Raw genomic sequence first — 21,458 nt, forward strand, 5'->3', positions numbered from 1 at the left:
TATTGAAACCATGCTGCGTTGGTTAACTGCCGGAGAGTCCCATGGCCCTGCCGTGGTCGGAATCATCGAGGGGCTTCCTGCCGGGGTGTCGGTGACCACCGCCGATATCCAGGCCGCGCTGGCCCGCCGGAGGCTCGGCTACGGCCGCGGAGCCCGGATGAAGTTCGAGTTGGACACGGTGCGGATCCTCGGAGGCGTCCGGCACGGCCTGACGCAGGGCGGGCCCGTCGCGATCGAGGTCGCCAACACCGAGTGGCCCAAATGGGAAAGCATCATGGCCGCGGACCCGGTAGCCCCGGAGGAACTCGATTCGCTCGCCCGGAACGCGCCGCTCACCCGGCCCCGGCCCGGGCATGCCGACTTCACCGGTATGCAGAAGTACGGCTTCGATGAGGCACGCCCCGTCCTCGAACGCGCGAGCGCGAGGGAGACAGCAACCCGGGTGGCACTCGGAACGGTGGCCTCCCAGTTCCTCGCGGCCCTAGGCATCCGCCTCGTCAGCCACACCGTGTCGATCGCTTCGGTATCTGTCCCGGAGGACGCGCCCCTGCCCACTCCTGCCGACGTGATCGCCCTCGACGCCGATCCCCTGAGGTGCTTCCACCGCGACACCTCCGACGCCATGGTGGCCGAGGTGGACGCCGCGCACAAGGAAGGCGAGACGCTGGGAGGGGTGGTCGAGGTGGTGGCCTACGGCCTGCCCCCGGGCCTCGGTAGCTACGTGCACTGGGACCGCCGGCTCGATTCGCGCCTCGCCGCAGCCCTGATGGGGATCCAGGCCATCAAGGGCGTGGAGGTGGGCGACGGCTTCGCGACCGCGGCCCGGCGTGGCACCGCCGCGCACGACGAGATCGTGCGCAACGACGCCGGCAAGATCGTCCGGACCAGCAATCGCGCCGGGGGTATCGAGGGCGGGATGAGCATCGGCGACGCACTACGGGTCAGGGCAGCGATGAAACCCATCGCCACGGTGCCGCGCGCCCTGAGGACCATCGACGTCAGCACCGGTGCCGCCGCCCGCGCCCACCACCAGCGGTCCGATGTCTGTGCCGTTCCGGCGGCCGGCGTGGTGGCCGAGGCGATGACCGCACTGGTGCTGGCGGAGGCCGTCACCGAGAAGTTCGGCGGCGATTCGGTCGGCGAGACGCTGCGGAATCTACAGGGCTACCTCGCCAACATCCCCGGGTCCCTGGACTCGGCCGGACACTGATGCGGCAGCACCCCGTTCCACTCGTGCTCGTCGGGCCGATGGCGGCAGGCAAGACGGCGCTGGGGCGGACCTTGGCCACACGCCGGGGTGCGGCCTTCGTCGACACCGACCGCCGCATCGTCGAGCGCCACGGTTCGATCGCACGAATCTTCGCGTCGCGGGGCGAAGCCGGTTTCCGGAAACTGGAGGCCGCCGTCGTCCGGAAAGCCCTCGCCCCGGGCGGCAGCGCGGTGGTGGCCCTCGGCGGAGGCGCCGTGCTCGACGCCGGTACACGGGCCGCCTTGAAAAGCGCCTTCGTCGTCTTCCTCGACACCGACCTACCCACAGTCCTCCCGCGCATCCTGCCCGACACCGGCAGGCCACTTTTGGCCGGTGACCCCGCGGCCCGTTGGCTCGAATTGTACGAACAGCGCCGCCCGCTCTATGAGGAGGTGGCGGACCTCGTGATCGATACGCGCGGCCGCGCCCTGCCGGATGTGCTGGAGCAGGTCCTGCGCCGGCTCGATGACCTGACAGACCAGATCCAGCAGGCCGGCGAGATCCAGCCCACCGACGAAAGTAGGACACCCGGCCATGACCACTGAAGCCACCGTCATTCACGTCACGGGAAGCACCCCCGAGCACAACTACGACGTCGTGGTGGGCAGGGGACTGCTCGAACGGCTGCCTGCACTTCTCGGGGAGCGCGTCCGCCGCGTCCTCGTGATCCACCCCCGTGCGCTGCGGGCGACGGGGGACACCGTGCGGGCGGAGCTGGCCGACGCGGGTTTCACCGCCGTCACTGCCGAGATTCCCGATGCGGAGGAGGGCAAGCACATCCAGGTCGCCGCCTTCTGCTGGCAGGTGCTGGGGCAGAATGACTTCACCCGGTCCGACGCCGTCGTCACCGTGGGTGGTGGAGCAGTCAGCGACCTCGGGGGCTTCGTGGCGGCGACATGGCTGCGCGGGGTGAAAGTGGTCCACCTGCCGACGAGCCTGCTCGGGATGGTGGACGCCGCGGTGGGCGGCAAGACCGGCATCAACACCGCCGAGGGCAAGAACCTGGTGGGCGCGTTCCATCCACCGGCCGGCGTCCTGGTGGACCTCGACGCCCTTGCCACGCTGCCGAAGAACGAGCTCGTGACCGGAATGGCGGAGGTGGTGAAATGCGGTTTCATCGCCGACCCGCAGATCCTCACCCGGATCGAGGACAATCCGGGGGCGGTGTCCGAGGCGGACTCGGCGGTAGTGCGCGAACTCGTCGAACGTTCCATCGCGGTCAAGGCGGCAGCCGTGTCCGAGGACCTCCGCGACACCGGACGCCGGGAGTTCCTCAACTACGGCCACACCCTCGGCCACGCCATCGAACTCGCTGAGCGGTACTCCTGGCGCCACGGTGCGGCCGTCTCCGTGGGCCTGGTCTTCGCGGCCGAACTCTCCCGCATGGTGGGGCGCCTCAGCGACGCCGAGGCGGACCGGCACCGCAGCATCCTTGAATCACTCGGCCTTCCGATCACCTACCGGCGTGACCGGTGGGCTGCCCTGCTCGACGGCATGAGGCGCGACAAGAAGGCGCGGGGAGACCTCCTGAGGTTCGTGGTGCTCGACGGCGTCGCACGCCCCGGCATCCTCGAAGTCCCCGACACATCGCTGCTGTTCGCCGCCTATCAGGAGATAGCCTCGTAGCGACGCAGGCTCCCGCCGCTGAGCGGGAACGGCCTAGCGGCAACAGGGTAGACTTACCGGTGGACTTTCCCGGCGCTGCCCCATGCCCCCTCGAGGCTGGGTGGCCGCTTGTAACAAGTTCTTCCAGTTCGTCGACGAAAGTGAACCCGTGGCCACCACGAATGACATCAAGAACGGCACTGTGCTGAAGCTTGAAGGAAACCTCTGGAACGTGCTCGAGTTCCAGCACGTCAAGCCAGGCAAGGGCGGCGCCTTCGTGCGCACCAAGCTGCGCAACATCCTCTCGGGCAAAGTGGTGGACAAGACGTTCAATGCCGGCCTGAAGATCGAGACGGCGACGGTCGACCGCCGCGACTACCAGTACCTGTACAAGGACGGCGAAGACTTCGTGTTCATGGACACGAGCGACTACGACCAGATCACCGTACCCGGCAAGACCGTCGGATCGGCCGAGAACTTCATGCTCGAGAGCCTGATGGTCACGATCGCCATGCACGAGGGCTCGGCGCTCTACGTCGAGCTGCCGCCGTCAGTGGTCCTCGAAATCACCTACACGGAGCCCGGCCTCCAGGGCGACCGCTCCACGGGCGGCACCAAGCCCGCGACGGTCGAAACCGGTTACGAGATCGCAGTACCGCTCTTCCTCGGTACCGGAACGAAGGTCAAGGTGGATACCCGTACCGGCGATTACCTGGGACGCGTCAACGAGTGAGTGCCCGCAGCAAGGCCCGACGCCGGGCACTGGACATCCTTTTCGAAGCTGAGCAGCGCGCGGTGACGCCGCTCGAGGTCATCAAGGCCCGCCGCGAGAAGACCGACATGATCATTGCCGACTACTCGGTGGACGTGGTCGAGGGAGTCCTCGCCCACAGCGAGCAGATCGACGAGTACCTGAGCACCTACTCCCAGGGCTGGACCCTGGACCGCATGCCCGCCGTGGACCGCATGATCCTGCGGATCGGGAGCTGGGAACTGCTGTACAACGACGACGTCCCCGACGGCGTCGCGGTCAGCGAAGCGGTGGAACTCGCCAAGATGCTGTCTACGGACGAATCCCCGGTGTTCATCAACGGCCTTCTCGGCCGTCTGCAGCAGCTCAAGCCGACACTGCTGGCCTGAATCCGACGCCGGCCGCCCTGCTTTCCCAGGGGGCCGGCCGGTCGGGTCCTGCATGATGCCAACCCGACCCGGACACCTAGTTCCCGCTGCAGGTTCTCCCCGCCGAAGTCAGCTCGCGCCCAACTGCTCGAGGATTCCGGCCTCGTCGGTGGCACCCCAACGCTCGACGATCTTTCCGTCATCGAACCGGGCGACCTGGATTCCCCGGACGGTGAACCGCTTGCCGGTTGGTTCCACTCCCTGGAACGGGCCCCGGTGGGTGCCGGTGACCGTCAGCACCACGGCAACGTTCTCATCATCGGCGACCATTGTCTCCGGGGTGAGGACCAGGTCGGGAAAGGCAGTGAGGAACTGCGTCCAGAAGTCCTTGAATCCCTGAACGCCCGGGCCCTGGTCCGGCGCCGGGTCATGGTCATGCACGTTGTCCGCGAATACTTCATCGAACTGGTCGATCGCGCGGCGTTCAATCAACTGACCCAGTTTCTGCTGGGCCGTCATGTTCTTCTCGCGTGACATGCTGATCCTCCGTTGTCGGAAAGTAAGTACGCTTACGACACTAACGAGGCTGGCCGCGGACCGCAAAGATCCGCGGGAATCCGTGGGAGGTGCATACGGAGCCGCGCACCAGTGGCGGAGGCACAAAGCGGGCAGCCGCCAGCAGTGCACAAAGCCCCGAATGAGCAGCCTACCCGGGAGGCCCGGGGGCCGGCTGCCGACCGCCTAGGGCGAGGTGGTGACGGCGGTGGCGTCGATGTAGTACTCGCCCTCCCAGTCCAGGAAAACCTCGTCAGCAAGATCGACGCCGGATGTTTCTTCGAAGGCCTGGACATCGAACCCCTCGCGCACCAGGCCAGCTATTTCCACCGTCTGCCCGGTCTCCAGCCCCGGAACCTCGGATCCGGTGACCACCAGCAGGGGCTCGGCCTCATCGTCACCGACGATCGTCAGGGCCTCCGCCGTAAGGACTTCTCCCACTTCCGCGGACAGTGTGACCCCACTTCCCAGATAGCTTGGGATGTCGCCCCGGAAGTCGGCGTCGAACACTCCTGAGAAAGGACCTACATCAGCACCGTTCGCAACCTGCCCGGGCGCGTTCGGCTCCGTTTCCCCGATGATCTCCTGAAGATCCGCGGCCTCGGGCTCCGAGGAGCACCCGGCCAGACCGATCACCACCACCGGTGCCATCACCAGCGGGGCCAACACTTGTTTGAGTCGGTTGTTCATCCTGATATCTCCTCCAGTCATCGTGCCCGCCTGTGCCTACGGCTGACTCACGGGTCGGTCTTCGAGTTGCACTTCGAGCGGGATCTGCTCGCCATCCCGCCGAACCGTCAGATCCACGGTGGTTCCCGGATCCTGTTCCCGCAGGGCGGCCAGCAGCGCCTCCGGCGAGACGATGTCGGTGCCGGCCATCGAGACGACGACGTCACCGGGGCGTACTCCTGCGTCGTCGGCAGGGCTGCCGTCCTGAACGGACAGCACGACTGCGCCTTCAGCGCTTTCCAGGCCGAGCTGCTGGGCGATTTGTGCGGTGATTGCTCCCGGCACGAGCCCCAGGAAGGCGTGCTCGGCCGTGCCGTCCTCGAGCAGCTGCTCGGTCACCTCCACGGCAGTTGCAGCGGGGATGGCGAAACCAAGCGCCACGGCCCCGGCCTGGGGAGGTATGTAGGCCTCACTGATGCCGATGATCATCCCCTGCCCGTTGACTACGGCACCTCCGGAATTACCGGGGCTGATGGGGGCGTCGGTCTGGATCAGATCAACGAGCGACTGGCTCGTTCGGGCGGATCCCGGAATCTCCCGGTGGAGCCCCGAGATGATTCCCGCCGTCACGGTGTTCTCGAAGCCGAGGGGAGAGCCGATGACGATGGCGGTCTCGCCGGTCCGCGGCAGGTCGGTCTCGAATTCGGCGGCAGGCAGACCGGTCCGGTCCGCCCGCACCAGGGCGAGGTCGGAGACGACATCCGTCGCCTCGACCGTGCCACTCACGCGCTGCCCGTCGGCGAAGGCCACCTCGACCTCGGTGTTCCCCCGCACTACGTGCTCATTGGTGAGGATCAAGCCATCCTCTGAATAGATGACGCCGCTCCCGAGCCCGCCGCCTCCGGTGAAGATGGTGACTACCGAGGGCTGGACCTCGTCCACGATCTCGGGGATGGTCGGCGCTGCCGCTGATTCGCTCTGCTCGGCGGTTGCCGGGGCGGAGGCGCTGCGCGAGGTCTGAGCCTGCGGTGGACCGTCAGTCGTGCAGGCTCCCAATCCGAGGGCAAGGGCAACGGCCAGGGGTATGGCCCCGGCGGGCCGCAGGTTTCGGGACGGGGGCGGTGAAACGTGACTCATGAAAATCCTTCCGGCATCGGCTGGTGGGGGACTGGTGCTAGCGCTCGGGGTCGGCTGGAGCAAAATCGCGGTACTCCTCGTCGGTGCCGTCCACGACGGGGATTTCCACTGCTTCGTCGTCGGAACCGACGCCGATGGAGACGGTCATGATGGTTCCCGGCGTGACATCGGCGGATTCGAAGAATGTAGGGGTCGCTGCGAACGCGAACTCGCTATCCGCGGGGACCGTGACGACCACCTCGTCGTCCGCATCGGAGAGCGTGACGTCCATGGGGAAAGCCGACTGGTTGATGAGGGTGCCGAGGAACCGGGCAGGTTCTCCCTCCTCCAGTGCCACGAGATAGAGGTCCTCCATCTCGACCACATTCACCTGGGCATCGGCCCCGTTCAGTTCGGCGCTCCCGGTGCTGTCTGCGGAGGAACAACCCGCCGCGAGGAGGGTCGCCAGTGCGGCCCCGCCCATGGCTGGTAAACGCGCATCTGCGCTGCGTGCGACCTTGATGGTCATCGTCGAAACTCCTTCGGATTCGTGGAGAAGGCAGGCGCGCGCACCACCCGGGAAATCCGGAGCAGCGGCACCATGTCTCTGCCGGAGCCGACCTGATGATCAGCACACTTACTACCACGCTAGGTGCTCAGGCGGTGCGGGAACAACCGCCTTAATCCGATTGTGACTCGCAGCGGCTCCTCCAGCGGTCCGTGCTGCGTCCCGAGTAGTTCGAAACCGAATCTTGACTTCCGCCCCGGGCCGACGATGATTTCACGGCCGGAATCGTCTCGTCATCCGCCGTTCGGTACACCATTCCGGGGTTCGGTGGACGACGATCCGACCGCAATGGGTCTGGCCGGCGACCGCAAGCGGCGCACCGTCAGGCGGTCTTCGGCACGCTTACGCTAGGCGTGGCGGTTCCCGGCGATCTGGAGGATGCGGGACCGCCTCCGGGTTGCTTCATCGAGCAGGAAACGTTCCTCCTCCACGTCGCCGGCGTCGTGCCGTCCACCGAGCATCCGCTGGCGCGTGTAGGCGATGCGTGACGCCGTCCGGATGAAAGCCGCCATGTCGGCTTTCGCCCCCACACTTCGCGCCCAGGCCAGCGCCTGCTGGCGTCCGGGGCGGGTTGCGAGCATGGCGACTTCCTGCGGTGTGAACCAGCCTGCCCTGGCGTAGTCACCAAGACGCGCCTCGGTCAGCCGGCGTTCCGAGCGGCGCAGCAGGATCACGCACAGGACGGCGGCAAGGAAGAGCGGAACCTGCACGTAGAAGTAGAAGGAGAAGAAGTCGCTGAACAGGATCACTGTGCCGCCGTTCCACAGCATGTGTCCGGCGATCGCGGGGACCAGGCCGACGACGAAGGCCGGAAGGACCCGCCGGCTCCCGCCGCCGCGGCTGACCGCCAGTCCGAGGACGAAACCGAGTGCCGCCGTGAACATCACGTGCGCGAAGGGCGAGAACAACCCACGGAGGATGAATACGCTGACCAGTGCGCCCGTGCTGCCCGTGTCGATCACCGCCGTACCGAAGTAGAGAATGTTCTCGGTGAAAGCGAAGCCGGCCGCGACGGTCCCGGCGTAGACGATGCCGTCCACGGGGCCGTCGAAATGGCTTCGGCGCGTGTACACGAGTATCAGGACACCGAATCCCTTGGCAACCTCCTCGAGGATGGGCGCCTGCAGTACCGGCCCGATGACGTCGTCGGGTGTGGTGGTCAGCGCCGCCCCGAGCAGCTCGACCACGTAGTTCCCGAGCAGCAGGGTGACCACCACCGAGACGCCTGCACCCCACAGGAAGGCGAACAGCACCGCACCCCGCGGCTCCGGATCCCAGCGGTCGATCCAGCGGATGCCGAGCAGGCAGATGGCCAGCGGAATCAGCGCAAGGACGCCGCACAGCAGCAGCGCGGCGGGACCGAGGGACACGGAGAGGAACAGCAGCACCAGCGCGGTGATTCCGGCCGCCGCGATGGCGAGAATGATGTTGAGCGCGCCCGCGCCACGGGCGCGGGGCTGCTCCCACACGGGAGGGAAGGGAGCGGACAGGCTCACGGGAGGTGCCACCTGGGCGTTCCGCGAGGTCGAGGTCTCCCACCAACCGGAGTCCGATGGCCGGAACGCGGCGGGCAGGGGGCGATGCGGGTCGTTGCTGGCCATGGCTTCACCCTAAGGGCAGATGCGCCTGTGGTAGTTTTGTCAACGCAACCACCCTTTAAGTTCCGTCCAGTGAGGCGGGGAAGGAGGAAGCGTGTTATGACCGTGCCTGCACCGTATTCCGGAGCCAAACAGCGCGTTGTTCTCGCCGAAGCCGATATCGACCGGGCCCTGACCCGCATCGCCCACGAAATCCTCGAAGCCAACCGGGGTACCACCGACCTGGTACTGCTCGGGATTCCCCGCCGCGGATTCCCGCTGGCGCAGCGCCTCGCGCGGAAGATCGCCGACGTCGATCCCACAGTGGACCCGGACGCGATCACCGGGCAGCTGGACGTCACCATGTACCGCGACGACCTCCGGCGGAACCCCACGAGATCCCCCCTGGCCACCCAGCTCCCCGCCACCGGGATCGATGACAAGGTGGTGGTCCTCGTCGACGATGTCCTCTATTCCGGCCGGACCATCCGCTCGGCGCTTGACGCCCTGGTGGACCTCGGCAGGCCCCGGATCGTCCGCCTCGCCGTCCTCGTGGACCGTGGCCACCGTGAACTTCCCATCCGGGCCGACCATGTGGGGAAGAACCTCCCGACGTCGTCGTCCGAACGGGTCCGCGTGCACCTGCGCGAAGTCGACGCCGCCGGCGTGGCGGCCAGCGGTGGGCCCGGCGACGAGGTCGTCATCGAGGGCGGCGCATGAAGCACCTGCTCTCCACCTCCGACCTGTCGGCCGTCAATGCCCTCCACCTGCTGGACGTCGCCGAGGAGATGGCGGCGGTGGGGGAGCGGGAGATCAAGAAGCTGCCCGCCCTTCGCGGTCGCACGGTGGTGAACCTGTTCTTCGAGGACTCCACCCGCACCCGGATCTCCTTCGAGGCCGCGGCCAAGCGCCTGTCAGCCGACGTCATCAACTTCGCGGCCAAGGGTTCGTCGGTTTCCAAGGGTGAATCGCTGAAGGACACCGCGCAGACCCTCGAGGCCATGAGCGCCGACGCCGTCGTGATCCGCCACCCGGCCTCGGGGGCTCCGGCGCGCCTCGCGGCGTCGGGGTGGATCGACGCCGCCGTGGTCAATGCGGGCGACGGGACCCACGAACACCCTACCCAGGCGCTCCTGGACGCCTTCACCCTCCGCCGGCACTGGGCCAGGATCGCGGGGACCAGGTCCGCCGGAACGGACCTGACCGGGATGCGCATCCTGATCGTCGGCGATATCCTCCACTCACGGGTCGCCCGCTCCAACGTGTGGCTCCTGACGACCCTCGGCGCGCACATCACGCTGGTCGGCCCGCCCACCCTGCTGCCGGTCGGCGTCGGGTCCTGGCCCTGCGAGGTCCGGTACAACCTCGACGACGCCCTGGCGACCCGGCCCGACGCCGTCATGATGCTGCGGCTCCAGGCCGAACGCATGAACGCCGCGTTCTTTCCCTCGACCCGGGAGTATTCCCGGAACTGGGGCTTCGACGACGCCCGGCTCGCGCTGCTCGACGTCATGGGCCTCGACGACACTGTCATCATGCACCCCGGTCCCATGAACCGTGGGCTGGAGATTTCCTCAGCGGCAGCCGACTCGCCCCGCTCGACGGTGCTCGCGCAGGTGCGTAACGGCGTGTCGGTCCGGATGGCAGCGCTGTACCTGCTGCTGTCCGGCCAGGGCCATTCCGACGAAGTGCCGGACCCGGGCGGCGCTACCCCGGCAGCCGCCACCCCGACAACCGCGAACCGGACAACGCAGGAGCCAGCATGAGCAAGCACAGCACCCAGTACCTCATCCGGGGTGCCTCGATCCTCGGAGGCCGGACAGCGGACCTCCTGATCGCCGACGGCATCATCGCCGCCGTCGGCCCCGATGCCACGGACGGCGCCGGATCAGCTGCATCCATCATCGACGCCGACGGGCTCGTCGCCCTCCCCGGCATGGTCGACCTCCACACCCACCTCCGGGAACCGGGCCGCGAGGATGCCGAAACGGTGGAGACCGGTTCCCGAGCGGCGGCCCTCGGCGGCTTCACCGCCATCCACGCCATGGCGAACAGTTCGCCCGTGGCCGATACCGCCGGCGTGGTGGAGCAGGTGTACAGCCTCGGCCGGAAATCTGGCTGGGTCGAGGTCCGCCCGGTCGGCGCAGTGACCGTGGGGCTCGCCGGTCTGCGCCTGGCGGAACTGGGGGCCATGGCGGAGTCACGGGCCAACGTGCGGGTGTTCTCCGACGACGGCATCTGCGTCTCCGACCCCGTCCTGATGCGGCGCGCCCTCGAGTACGTCAAGGCGTTCGACGGCGTCATCGCCCAGCACGCCCAGGAACCCCGCCTGACCGAGGGTGCCCAGATGAACGAGGGTGACGTCTCCGCCGTGCTCGGGCTCACCGGCTGGCCCGCCGTGGCGGAGGAGAGCATCATCGCCCGCGATGTGCTCCTGGCCCAGCACGTCGACTCCCGTCTCCACGTGTGCCATGTCTCCACTGCCGGTTCCGTCGACATCCTCCGCTGGGCCAAAGCGCGCGGCATCCGCGTCACTGCGGAAGTCACACCCCACCACCTCCTCCTGACCGAGGAACTCGTCCGCAGCTACGACCCCGTGTACAAGGTGAACCCGCCGCTGCGCACCTCCACGGACGTCCAGGCGCTGCGCGAAGCGCTCGCGGACGGCACCATCGACGTCGTCGGAACCGACCACGCGCCCCACCCGAGCGAACACAAGGAGTGCGAGTGGGCACAGGCCGCCATGGGCATGACGGGGCTCGAAACCGCACTCTCGGTGGTCCAGCACGCCATGATCGAAACGGGACTGATGGACTGGGAGGGTTTCGCGCGCGTCACCTCGGCCGGCCCGGCGCGCATCGGACGGCTGGAATCCCAGGGCAGGCCGCTCCACAAGGGCGAACCCGCGAACGTCCTGCTCGTCGATCCCGCGGCCCGGTGGACCGTCGAGCCGCATAAAATGGCAACCAAAGGGCGTAACAGTCCCTTCGCCGGGACGGTCCTTCCCGGCCGGGTCATCGCAACGTTCTACCGCGGTCATCCCACGGTGCTCGACGGCGCGCTCAACAGCCCGCTCCTTCCCGATGCAGAGGAACCGGCGTGGAATATCTAGGCATCATCGCCACGACCCTGGGGATGATCGCCCTCATCGTCGCCCTCATCGCCCTCGGCTGGCGCGGCCGACTCCGGCGCCAGTCGGGAATCGGCGCACCGCCGGCAACGCCGTCGGACCTCGGACCGGTCCTGTACGAGACCGAGGGCCAGTATGTCGCCACGACGACGGCAGGAGACTGGCTGGACCGCGTCGCGGTCCATGGCATGGGAATCCGCTCCAACGCCGTGGCGACCGTGCACCCGGAGGGCGTGCTCCTCGCACGCGCCGGCGCCCCGGACATCTTCATTCCTCGGGAAGATCTCGACTCGGTCCGGCTCGAAGGCGGCATGGCGGGCAAGTTCGTCGAGAAGGACGGGCTCGTCGTCCTCACCTGGCGGCTGACGGACAAGCGCGTCGATACAGGTTTCCGCACCCGCCATGCCGCACACAAACCGCAGCTGCTGGCGGCCGCCGCCGCGCTGACACCCGACACGACACCACCACAAGACTCCACAGGCAGGGAATTCCAGTGACCACATCCACCCCAACCGCAGCCGTGCTGATGCTGGAGGACGGCCGATGCTTCCGCGGGCGCAGCTACGGCGCCACCGGCACGGCGTTCGGCGAAGCAGTCTTCGCCACCGGAATGACCGGCTACCAGGAAACCATCACCGACCCCTCCTACGCGCGGCAGCTCGTGGTGCAGACCGCCCCCCACATCGGCAACACCGGCGTCAACGCCGACGACGCCGAATCGCGCCGTATCTGGGTCGCGGGCTACATCGTCCGCGATGCAGCACGGCGTCCCTCGAACTGGCGGTCCGAGCAGAGCCTCGACGACCAGCTGCGCAGCCAGGGCGTGGTCGGCATCGAGGGGGTGGATACACGCGCCATCACCCGTCACCTCCGCGAGCGCGGCGCGATGCGGGCCGGGATCTTCTCCGGAGCCGATGCAGCCCTGGCGGAGTCCGAGCTTCGGAACCGGGTGCTGGCCCAGGAGTCCATGGAGGGCGCCCGGCTCGCCGAGGAGGTGAGTGTGACCGAGCAGTACACCGTGGACCCGTCGAACCACGGCTGGGAAGGCGAGCCGCTGTTCACCGTCGCCGCGCTCGACCTCGGCATCAAGGCCATGACCCCTCGCCACTTCGCCCAGCGCGGCGTCCGCACCGTAGTGTTTCCCGCTGCGGCAACCCTCGAGGAGATCCGGGCGGTGGAGCCGGACGGCGTCTTCCTGTCCAACGGACCAGGCGACCCCTCGACCGCTGATACGCAGGTGGCGCTGCTGCGCGAGGTCCTCTCCGAGCGCATCCCCTTCTTCGGTATCTGCTTCGGGAACCAGATCCTGGGCAGGGCCCTCGGGTTCGGCACCTACAAACTCCGCTACGGCCACCGCGGCATCAACCAGCCGGTCATGGACCGCCGCACGCGCAAGGTGGAAATCACCTCCCACAACCACGGGTTCGCCGTCGATGCACCCCTGGACGGTCCCGTCGACGCGCCGCACGGTGGCTTCGGCCGTGTGGAGGTCAGCCACGTCTGCCTCAACGACGACGTCGTCGAGGGCCTTGCCTGCCTCGACATCCCCGCCTTCTCCGTGCAGTACCATCCCGAAGCGGCGGCCGGTCCCCACGACTCCGCGTACCTCTTCGACCGTTTCGTCGACCTCATGACGGCGGAGAAGAAATTCCCGGGCGGAACCGACGCCAGCACGGTCTCGCTCGCCACCACCAGCACCCACCAGCTCCCCGCCCAGGAAGATCACTGATGCCCCGCAGAACCGACCTCAAAAGTGTCCTGGTGATCGGCTCCGGTCCCATCGTGATCGGCCAGGCAGCCGAATTCGATTATTCGGGAACGCAGGCGCTGCGGGTTCTGAAGGAGGAGGGCCTGAGGGTCATCCTCGTCAACTCCAACCCGGCCACCATCATGACCGACCCGGAGTTCGCCGACGCCACCTATGTGGAGCCGATCACCCCGGAGGTGGTGGCGAAGATCATCGCGAAGGAGCGACCCGACGCACTGCTCCCCACCCTCGGCGGGCAGACCGCGTTGAACACCGCCATCGCCCTCGACAAGAACGGCGTCCTGGAGGAATTCGGCGTGGAACTCATCGGGGCGAACATCGCCGCGATCGAGCTCGGCGAGGACCGCGAGAAGTTCAAGGGAGTGGTGGAGCGCTGCGGCGCGGAGTCGGCCCGTTCCATGATCATCCACACCCTGGCCGAAGCCTTCATCGCCGCCGAGGACCTCGGGTACCCGATGGTGGTCCGGCCGTCCTTCACGATGGGCGGCCTCGGCTCCGGTCTGGCCTACAACGAGGGCGACCTCCGCCGCATCGTCGGCCAGGGCCTCCAGTACAGCCCCACCAGCGAAGTGCTCCTCGAAGAGAGCATCCTCGGCTGGAAGGAGTACGAACTGGAGATGATGCGGGACAAGAACGACAACGTGGTGGTGGTCTGCTCCATCGAGAACTTCGACCCGGTGGGTGTCCACACCGGCGATTCCATCACCGTGGCCCCCGCGCTGACCCTTACCGACCGTGAGTACCAGCGGCTGCGGGACATCTCCATTGCGGTCATCCGCGAGGTCGGGGTCGACACCGGCGGCTGCAACATCCAGTTCGCCATCGAACCGGACACCGGTAGGGTCGTCGTCATCGAGATGAACCCCCGCGTGTCAAGGTCTTCGGCCCTCGCCTCGAAGGCGACCGGCTTCGCGATCGCGAAGATCGCCACCAAACTCTCGCTCGGCTACACGCTCGACGAGATTCCCAACGACATCACCCGCAAGACACCGGCATCGTTCGAACCGACGCTCGACTACGTGGTGGTCAAGGTCCCTCGGTTCGCCTTCGAGAAGTTCCCTGCCGCCGATCCCACGCTGACCACCACCATGAAGTCGGTGGGTGAGGCGATGGCGATGGGACGGAACTTCACCGAGGCCCTGCAGAAAGCGCTGCGCTCGCTCGAGCAGAAGGGCTCCCAGCTGGTCTTCGAGCCGGTCGCCGAGGATGACGTCGCAGCCCTCATCGAAGCGGCCAAACGCCCGACGACGGAACGCCTAGCCCAGGTCCAGCAGGCGCTGCTCGGCGGAGCGAGCGTGGATCAGCTGTACGAGGCCACCGGCATCGACCCCTGGTTCCTCGACCAGCTGGTACTCCTCAACGAGGTCGCCGGAGAGGTGCGGAGCGCCCGCGCGCTGACGGAGGAGGTCCTCCGCTCCGCCAAGCGCCATGGTTTCTCCGACGAGCAGATCGGCGCAATCCGCCGCATGCCCGAAGCCGTGGTGCGCGGGGTGCGCCACGCGCTCGGCATCCGGCCCGTCTACAAGACCGTCGACACCTGTGCTGCCGAATTCGCCGCCTACACGCCCTACCACTACTCGTCCTACGACGAGGAGGACGAGGTGGAGCAGCACGAGAAGCCCTCGATCATCATCCTCGGCTCCGGCCCCAACCGCATCGGCCAGGGGATCGAGTTCGACTACTCGTGCGTCCACGCGACGATGGCCCTGCGGAAGGCCGGCCACGAGACCGTCATGATCAATTGCAATCCCGAGACGGTCTCCACCGACTACGACATCTCCACGCGGCTCTACTTCGAGCCACTCACGCTCGAGGACGTGCTCGAGGTCATCGCCGCCGAGGAGCGCACGGGCGGCGTGCTGGGCGTGTTCGTGCAGCTCGGCGGCCAGACTCCGCTGAAGCTCGCGCAGGAACTGGCCGACGCCGGGATCCCGATTCTCGGCACCTCTCCCGAGGCCATCGACCTCGCCGAGCACCGTGGTGCTTTCAGCCGCGTGCTCGACGCCGCGGGGCTGATCGCGCCGAAGAACGGCACCGCGGTGTCCTTCGAGGATTCGAAGAAGATCGCCGACGAGATCGGGTACCCCGTGCTGGTCCGGCCGTCCTACGTCCTCGGTGGACGCGGCATGGAGATCGTCTACGACGAGGCGAACCTGTCGCGCTACATCGCCAATGCCACCGAGATCACCGAGGCCCACCCCGTCCTGATCGACCGCTTCCTCGAGGATGCCATCGAGATCGACGTCGACGCCCTCTACGACGGCACCGAGATGTACCTCGGCGGCATCATGGAGCACATCGAGGAGGCCGGCATCCACTCCGGCGACTCCGCGTGCGTGCTTCCGCCCATCACGCTCGGTGCGGACGTCCTGCAGCGGGTCCGCACGGCCACGCTGGCCATCGCCGAGGGCGTGGGAGTGCGCGGTCTCATCAACATCCAGTTCGCCCTCGCCTCCGACGTCCTCTACGTCCTCGAGGCGAACCCGCGTGCCTCCCGCACCGTGCCGTTCGTCTCGAAGGCGACCGGCGTCCAGCTCGCCAAGGGAGCAGCCCTGATCGGAACCGGGGTGAGCATCGCCGAGCTCCGCACCGTGCACCACCTGCTGCCGGCCCAGGGCGACGGCGGATCGCTTCCGTTCGACGCCCCCGTCTCGGTCAAGGAGGCAGTGCTCCCGTTCAGCCGGTTCCGCACCGTCGACGGCACCGTCGTCGACTCCCTGCTGGGGCCGGAGATGCGCTCCACGGGTGAGGTGATGGGCATCGACAAGTATTTCGACACTGCCTTCGCCAAGAGCCAGGCCGCTGCCAACGCGGCGCTGCCCGTCGAGGGGAAGGTCTTCGTGTCGGTCGCCAACCGGGACAAGCGCGCCATCATCCTGCCCGTCAAACGCCTCGTGGACCTCGGTTTCGAGATCGTGTCCACCGGGGGAACAGCCGATGTCCTCCGACGCAACGGCATCCAGGCCACCACGGTGCGCAAGGTCGCCGAGGGAACCGGCGAGCACGGTGAAGGCACCGTGGTGGACCTCATCACCGACGGCGGCATCGACATGATCATCAACACGCCCTCGGGGGGCCAGGCGCGCGGTGACGGCTACGAGATCCGTGCCGCGGCGACGTCCTACGGACTGCCGGTCATCACCACGATCCCCGAGGTCGGGGCCGCAGTCCAGGCCATCGAGGCCATGCGGTCCTTCGAATGGTCGGTGACGAGCCTGCAGGAGCATGCGGCGAACCTCCGGGAATCGACGCTGCGCGCGTTCGCGGAGGCCGGGAATGCCGGCTAGCGGCCCGGCATCCCGACCCGGAACCGGGGTGCCGCCGTCGCCTGCCCAGCCCGGGAACAGCGCGGTGGCCGAGCCCGCCGGACGTGCTGCCGGGCGCGAGCCCTTCGGGGTCCGCCTCGCGCGTGCGAGGGTTTCCCGGAGCAGCCTCTGCGTGGGCATCGACCCGCATCCGGCGCTGCTGGCGGCCTGGGGGCTGAACGACTCGGCGGCCGGGCTCGAGCGCTTCTCGCTGAGCGTGCTCGACGCCGTCGGGCCTGTGGCCGCCGCGGTCAAGCCGCAGGTCGCGCTCTACGAAAGGCACGGCTCCCGCGGCATCGCCGTCCTCGAGACGGTGCTGGCACGTGCCGCCGAGCAGGGCACGCTGACGATCGCCGACGCCAAGCGCGGTGACATCGGGTCCACCATGACGGCGTACGCAGAAGCATGGCTCGCCGACGGATCGCCTCTCGCGGCGGACGCGGTGACGCTCAACCCGTACCTCGGGTTCGAGTCACTGCGTCCTGCCCTGGACCTCGCCCGCTCCACCGGGCGCGGCGTTTTCGTCCTCGCGCTGACATCGAACCCCGAGGGCGCGTCGGTCCAGCATGCAGGGGGAGCGGCATCGGTTGCCCTCGCCATCACGCGGGCTGCGGCCGCAGAGAATTCCATCCCACGCGAAGCGTCGACCACGCCCGGTTCGGTGGGCCTGGTGGTCGGTGCGACGGCCGGCTCCGCGGTGAAGGCGCTCGGTCTGGACCTCGCCGCCCTGAACGGCCCGATCCTGGCTCCGGGTGTCGGCGCGCAGGGTGCCGGCGCACGGGAGCTCGCCGCGACGTTCGGGGAGGCCCTCGCCCTCGTGGTGCCGACGTCGAGCCGTGCAGTACTTGCTGCGGGTCCCACCATCGCGGCGCTGCGGGCTGCTGCCAGGGAGGCCGCGCAGGAGCTGGAAACCCTCCCGTCCGCGGATTGATTTGGAATACCCGAACCGATAGGTTCAGTTCAAGCCCATTCCACTCGATCAGCGGTCCCGCGGTGCCCACCGACGGTCCGCTCACTGCAGGGAGCACCCGTGACCCTCAAGCCCCTCACCGACTCCGAACGGACGCAGGCGCGCGAGAAGGCGGCGGCGGCACGCGCCGTGCGGGCGGAACTGAAGGTCCGGCTCAAAACGGGTAAAGTGACAGTCGCGGAGGTCATCGCCAGCAGTTCGGGGGATGACGCCGTCGGGCGCCTGAGGGTGCTCGATCTCCTCAAGGCCCTGCCCGGTGTAGGGGACGTGCGTGCGCTGGCCATCATGAACGACGTCGGCATCGCCGCCACTCGCCGGGTGCGCGGGCTCGGTATCCACCAGCGCAAGGCACTGGTCAATCATCTCGAACAACAGCACCCTGGCCCGGCCAGTAAGTAAGGAACTCTTCGTGACGCAGCCCCGGCTGACAGTACTGGCCGGCCCGACGGCTGTCGGCAAGGGTACGGTGTCCACCTACATCCGGGACAACTACCCCGAGGTGTGGCTCTCGGTGTCGGCCACCACCCGGCCCCCACGGCCCGGTGAAGTCCACGGCCTGCACTACTTCTTCGTCTCCGCGGACGAATTCGACACCCTGGCCCGCGACGGCGAGCTCCTCGAATGGGCGGTCGTCCACGGCCGCAACCGCTATGGGACCCTGCGCCGCACGGTGCAGGAAGCCATGGACGAGGGCAGGACCGTGCTGCTGGAAATCGATCTCCAGGGCGCGAGGCAGGTCAAGGAGAGCATGCCCGAGGCGAATTTCGTCTTCCTGGCACCTCCCACGTGGGATGAGATGGTCCGCCGGCTCGTGGGTCGGGGCACCGAAACGCCCGATGAACAACGGCAGCGCCTGGAAACCGCTAAACTGGAACTTGCCGCCGAACCTGAATTCGACCACACCGTGGTCAACGACAGTGTCGAGCATGCGGCGGACGAGCTCGTTTCATTGATGGGACTACGCCCTCTCCAGCGCTAAACCGCAGGTCAGGGACCGGTAACAGCTATTTTTTGGAGATTTTGTGTCAACTCAGCCTGAAGGCATCATCAACCCGTCGATCGACTCCCTCCTTGAGGTCTCGGACTCGAAGTATGCCCTGGTGATTTACGGTGCGAAGCGCGCGCGCCAGATCAACGCCTACTACTCACAGCTCCACGAGGGCCTGTTCGAGTACGTCGGCCCCCTCGTGGACACCAAGCTGAACGAGAAGCCACTGTCGATCGCACTGCGTGAAATCAACGAGGGCATGCTCGTCTCGGCACCCCTGGACGCGGCAGAGTAGTACGGGCAGCGTCAAACCGGCAGAACAGACGCCAGTGCGGATAGTTCTCGGCGTGGGAGGAGGGATCGCGGCCTACAAGGCTGCGTCCCTCCTTCGTTTGTTGACTGAGGCGGGCCACACCGTGACCGTCATTCCCACGGAGGCAGCCCTCCGCTTCGTGGGATCAGCCACCTGGGAGGCGCTGTCCGGCAATCCGGTCAGCAACAGCGTCTGGGACGACGTCGACAGGGTCAACCACGTGCGTCTCGGACACGAAGCCGACCTCGTCATTGTTGCGCCCGCAACAGCAGATGTCCTGGCCCGGGCTGCTGCGGGCCTGGCGAACGACCTGCTGACCGGCACCCTGCTGATGGCCACCTGTCCGGTGTTCTTCGCCCCCGCGATGCACACCGAGATGTGGCGGCATGCGGCGACGCAGACCAATGTGGCAACCCTACGATCCCGCGGCGTCACAGTGATGGAACCGGCGTCGGGCCGGTTGACCGGTGCCGATTCAGGTCCTGGACGGCTACCGGAACCTGCGGAGATCTTCGCTGCCGCCCTGAGGGTGTACGGCGCATCCCAGGCCGCCACCGGCGAGCTCGCAGGCCGCACCGTGACCATCACTGCCGGCGGCACCCGGGAACCGCTGGACCCGGTGCGGTTCCTCGGCAACCGGTCCTCCGGGAAACAGGGGATCGCCCTCGCCCAGGCAGCTTGCGCCGCCGGCGCCGAGGTACACCTGATCGCAGCCCACCTCGAGGTGCCGGTGCCGGCAGACCTGCAGGTGACCCGGGTCGAAACCGCACGTGAACTGAGGTCTGCAGTCCTCGCGGCGCTACCGGCTTCCGACGTCCTCATCATGGCCGCGGCGGTCGCCGATTTCCGGCCGGCCGACGTGATGACCTCGAAGATCAAGAAGGGCGACGACGGCGTCGACCCCGTCATTTCGCTGGTGCGCAATCCCGACATCCTGAAGGAGTCGGTGGAGCGGCGCCGGTCTGCCGGCGGGCCCGCCGTGATCGTGGGCTTCGCTGCCGAAACCGGCGACGCCGACGGCGATCCCCTGGCCCACGCGCGCGTCAAACTGCTGCGGAAGGGTTGCGACCTCCTGGTGCTCAACGACGTCGGACAGGGTCGGGTTTTCGGCGAGGACGCCAGCGCGGTCGTGATCCTCGGCTCCGACGGCAGCGAATCGGCGCCGGTGAGCGGCTCGAAGCGGGATATCGCCGACGCCGTCGTGACGCGGATCACCCGGATCCTCGTCGGCTGAGACCGCCCCGTAACAGTCGCCTCCCGCAGGCACCACCGCCCGGAACCGTCCCTCCGACCAAGTAGAGTGGGCACGTGAATCCAGCAACGCCCATCCCCGCCCTGCGGCTTTTCACCTCCGAATCCGTGACCGAGGGTCACCCCGACAAGATCTGCGATCAGATCAGCGACGCCATCCTCGACGGGCTGCTGAAACAGGACCCCGATTCCCGCGTCGCCGTCGAGACCCTCGTCACCACGGGGCTCGTCCACGTCGCAGGCGAGGTGACCACCGAGGCCTACGTCGAGATCCCGGAAATCGTCCGGCAGACCATTCTCGGCATCGGCTACGACTCCTCGGCCAACGGTTTCGACGGCGCACGCTGCGGTGTCTCCGTCTCGATCGGACAGCAGTCCCCGGAAATCGCCTCCGGCGTGTTCCGGTCACTCGAAACCCGCGAGGGGACGGGATCTGATCCGTACGACGCCCAGGGTGCCGGGGACCAGGGCATCATGTTCGGCTACGCCAGTGACGAAACACCCGTCCTGATGCCCACCCCCATCTGGCTTGCACACCGCCTCTCGGAGCGGCTGACCGCGGTACGGAAGGACGGCACGTTGCCGGACCTGCGGCCCGATGGCAAAACCCAGGTCACCATCGGCTACGACGGCGATGTCCCCGTGTCGGTCGACTCCATCGTCATCTCCTCCCAGCACGCGGCCGGGGTGTCACTCGAACAGCTGCGAGCCGACCTCGTCACCTTCGTCATCGAACCCGTCCTGCAGACCACGGACCTCGATACGTCGAACGTCCGGCACATCCTCAACCCGGGCGGCGAGTTCGTGATCGGTGGCCCCGTGGGGGACGCGGGCCTGACCGGGCGGAAGATCATCGTGGACACCTACGGTGGAATGGCGCGTCACGGCGGAGGAGCCTTCAGCGGCAAGGACCCCTCGAAGGTCGACCGATCGGCTGCGTACGCGATGCGCTGGGTAGCGAAGAACGTGGTAGCAGCCGGGTTGGCGCGCCGCGCCGAGATCCAGATCGCCTATGCGATCGGCATGGCCCAGCCGGTGGGGATCTACGTCGAGACCTTCGGCACGGAGACCGTCGATCCGGCAGCGATCGGAATCGCCGTCCGCGAGACCTTCGATCTCCGGCCGCTCGGCATCATCGACGCGCTCGACCTCAAGCGCCCCATTTACCAGAAGACGGCAGCCCATGGGCACTTCGGACGCGAGGACGAGGGCTTTCGCTGGGAGTTGACCGACCGCGTCGACAAGCTCAGGAGCTATTTCAACGCCTGACGGCCG

General features: G+C 67.6%; 22 protein-coding genes. 17 read left to right on the forward strand and 5 right to left on the reverse strand.

Going from position 1 to position 21,458, the window contains the following annotated elements; all coding sequences use genetic code 11:
• Positions 1-10: 10 nt before the first annotated feature.
• From aroC to nusB, 5 genes are all read left to right on the forward strand, one after another.
• Positions 11-1,210 (forward strand): chorismate synthase, encoded by a 1,200-nt coding sequence (gene aroC, locus IWX75_RS10410; RefSeq protein WP_196822178.1) that lies wholly within the window; start codon positions 11-13, stop codon positions 1,208-1,210.
• Positions 1,210-1,794 carry a shikimate kinase gene (locus IWX75_RS10415; protein WP_196822179.1) on the forward strand — a complete coding sequence of 195 codons (585 nt, stop codon included), beginning with the start codon at positions 1,210-1,212 and terminating at the stop codon, positions 1,792-1,794. The genes aroC and IWX75_RS10415 overlap by 1 nt, the downstream gene beginning before the upstream one ends.
• Positions 1,784-2,875 (forward strand): 3-dehydroquinate synthase, encoded by a 1,092-nt coding sequence (aroB, locus tag IWX75_RS10420; RefSeq protein WP_196822180.1) that lies wholly within the window; start codon positions 1,784-1,786, stop codon positions 2,873-2,875. Before IWX75_RS10415 ends, aroB begins: the two co-directional genes overlap by 11 nt.
• A gap of 148 nt (positions 2,876-3,023) precedes the next feature.
• Positions 3,024-3,587, forward strand: a complete 564-nt coding sequence (efp, locus tag IWX75_RS10425) for an elongation factor P (RefSeq protein ID WP_026550346.1) — start codon at positions 3,024-3,026, stop codon at positions 3,585-3,587.
• Entirely contained in the window at positions 3,584-3,994 is a 411-nt protein-coding gene (nusB, locus tag IWX75_RS10430; protein WP_196822181.1) for a transcription antitermination factor NusB, read from the forward strand. Before efp ends, nusB begins: the two co-directional genes overlap by 4 nt.
• Before the next feature lie 108 nt (positions 3,995-4,102).
• On the opposite strand, the gene IWX75_RS10435 is transcribed toward nusB, so the two are convergent.
• From IWX75_RS10435 to IWX75_RS10455, 5 genes are all read right to left on the reverse strand, one after another.
• The gene (locus IWX75_RS10435) at positions 4,103-4,510 is read right to left on the reverse strand and encodes an ester cyclase (protein WP_196822182.1); all 408 of its coding nucleotides are present in this window, start codon (positions 4,508-4,510) and stop codon (positions 4,103-4,105) included.
• A 204-nt stretch (positions 4,511-4,714) separates the two neighbouring features.
• Complete coding sequence (locus tag IWX75_RS10440; RefSeq protein ID WP_196822183.1) at positions 4,715-5,218, reverse strand: hypothetical protein; 504 nt, start codon at positions 5,216-5,218, stop codon at positions 4,715-4,717.
• Between the two features lie 36 nt (positions 5,219-5,254).
• A complete protein-coding gene (locus tag IWX75_RS10445) occupies positions 5,255-6,334 on the reverse strand; it encodes a S1C family serine protease (protein WP_196822184.1) in 1,080 nt (359 codons plus the stop codon).
• Between the two features lie 37 nt (positions 6,335-6,371).
• The gene (locus IWX75_RS10450; RefSeq protein WP_196822185.1) at positions 6,372-6,842 is read right to left on the reverse strand and encodes a hypothetical protein; all 471 of its coding nucleotides are present in this window, start codon (positions 6,840-6,842) and stop codon (positions 6,372-6,374) included.
• A 386-nt stretch (positions 6,843-7,228) separates the two neighbouring features.
• Complete coding sequence (locus IWX75_RS10455; protein ID WP_196822186.1) at positions 7,229-8,482, reverse strand: PrsW family intramembrane metalloprotease; 1,254 nt, start codon at positions 8,480-8,482, stop codon at positions 7,229-7,231.
• Between the two features lie 96 nt (positions 8,483-8,578).
• Between IWX75_RS10455 and pyrR the strand changes: the two genes are divergently transcribed.
• The 12 genes from pyrR to metK all read left to right on the forward strand — a co-directional run bounded on the left by pyrR (position 8,579) and on the right by metK (position 21,452).
• Positions 8,579-9,178, forward strand: coding sequence for a bifunctional pyr operon transcriptional regulator/uracil phosphoribosyltransferase PyrR (pyrR, locus tag IWX75_RS10460; RefSeq protein WP_196822187.1), 600 nt, complete (start codon positions 8,579-8,581; stop codon positions 9,176-9,178).
• Positions 9,175-10,224, forward strand: a complete 1,050-nt coding sequence (locus IWX75_RS10465; protein ID WP_196822188.1) for an aspartate carbamoyltransferase catalytic subunit — start codon at positions 9,175-9,177, stop codon at positions 10,222-10,224. Before pyrR ends, IWX75_RS10465 begins: the two co-directional genes overlap by 4 nt.
• A complete protein-coding gene (locus IWX75_RS10470) occupies positions 10,221-11,570 on the forward strand; it encodes a dihydroorotase (protein ID WP_196822189.1) in 1,350 nt (449 codons plus the stop codon). The genes IWX75_RS10465 and IWX75_RS10470 overlap by 4 nt, the downstream gene beginning before the upstream one ends.
• A gap of 23 nt (positions 11,571-11,593) precedes the next feature.
• Positions 11,594-12,085 (forward strand): PH-like domain-containing protein, encoded by a 492-nt coding sequence (locus IWX75_RS10475; protein ID WP_196822289.1) that lies wholly within the window; start codon positions 11,594-11,596, stop codon positions 12,083-12,085.
• Positions 12,086-12,114: 29 nt separating this feature from the next.
• Entirely contained in the window at positions 12,115-13,317 is a 1,203-nt protein-coding gene (gene carA / locus IWX75_RS10480; RefSeq protein WP_196822290.1) for a glutamine-hydrolyzing carbamoyl-phosphate synthase small subunit, read from the forward strand.
• Entirely contained in the window at positions 13,317-16,643 is a 3,327-nt protein-coding gene (gene carB / locus IWX75_RS10485; RefSeq protein ID WP_196822190.1) for a carbamoyl-phosphate synthase large subunit, read from the forward strand. Before carA ends, carB begins: the two co-directional genes overlap by 1 nt.
• Entirely contained in the window at positions 16,633-17,592 is a 960-nt protein-coding gene (gene pyrF / locus IWX75_RS10490; protein WP_196822191.1) for an orotidine-5'-phosphate decarboxylase, read from the forward strand. The genes carB and pyrF overlap by 11 nt, the downstream gene beginning before the upstream one ends.
• 99 nt (positions 17,593-17,691) lie before the next feature.
• Positions 17,692-18,030: an integration host factor, actinobacterial type gene (gene mihF / locus IWX75_RS10495; RefSeq protein ID WP_196822192.1), complete on the forward strand. Its 339-nt coding sequence runs from the start codon at positions 17,692-17,694 to the stop codon at positions 18,028-18,030.
• A gap of 10 nt (positions 18,031-18,040) precedes the next feature.
• Positions 18,041-18,610 (forward strand): guanylate kinase, encoded by a 570-nt coding sequence (gmk, locus tag IWX75_RS10500; RefSeq protein WP_196822193.1) that lies wholly within the window; start codon positions 18,041-18,043, stop codon positions 18,608-18,610.
• A 43-nt stretch (positions 18,611-18,653) separates the two neighbouring features.
• Positions 18,654-18,914, forward strand: a complete 261-nt coding sequence (gene rpoZ / locus IWX75_RS10505; protein WP_026533320.1) for a DNA-directed RNA polymerase subunit omega — start codon at positions 18,654-18,656, stop codon at positions 18,912-18,914.
• A gap of 34 nt (positions 18,915-18,948) precedes the next feature.
• Positions 18,949-20,166, forward strand: a complete 1,218-nt coding sequence (coaBC, locus tag IWX75_RS10510) for a bifunctional phosphopantothenoylcysteine decarboxylase/phosphopantothenate--cysteine ligase CoaBC (RefSeq protein WP_196822194.1) — start codon at positions 18,949-18,951, stop codon at positions 20,164-20,166.
• A 74-nt stretch (positions 20,167-20,240) separates the two neighbouring features.
• On the forward strand, positions 20,241-21,452 hold the full coding sequence (gene metK, locus IWX75_RS10515; RefSeq protein ID WP_334684251.1) for a methionine adenosyltransferase: 1,212 nt from the start codon (positions 20,241-20,243) through the stop codon (positions 21,450-21,452).
• Positions 21,453-21,458: the final 6 nt, after the last annotated feature.

Origin of the sequence: Arthrobacter sp. CAN_A6 (assembly GCF_015751715.1) — a bacterium.
GTDB lineage: Bacteria > Actinomycetota > Actinomycetes > Actinomycetales > Micrococcaceae > Arthrobacter_D.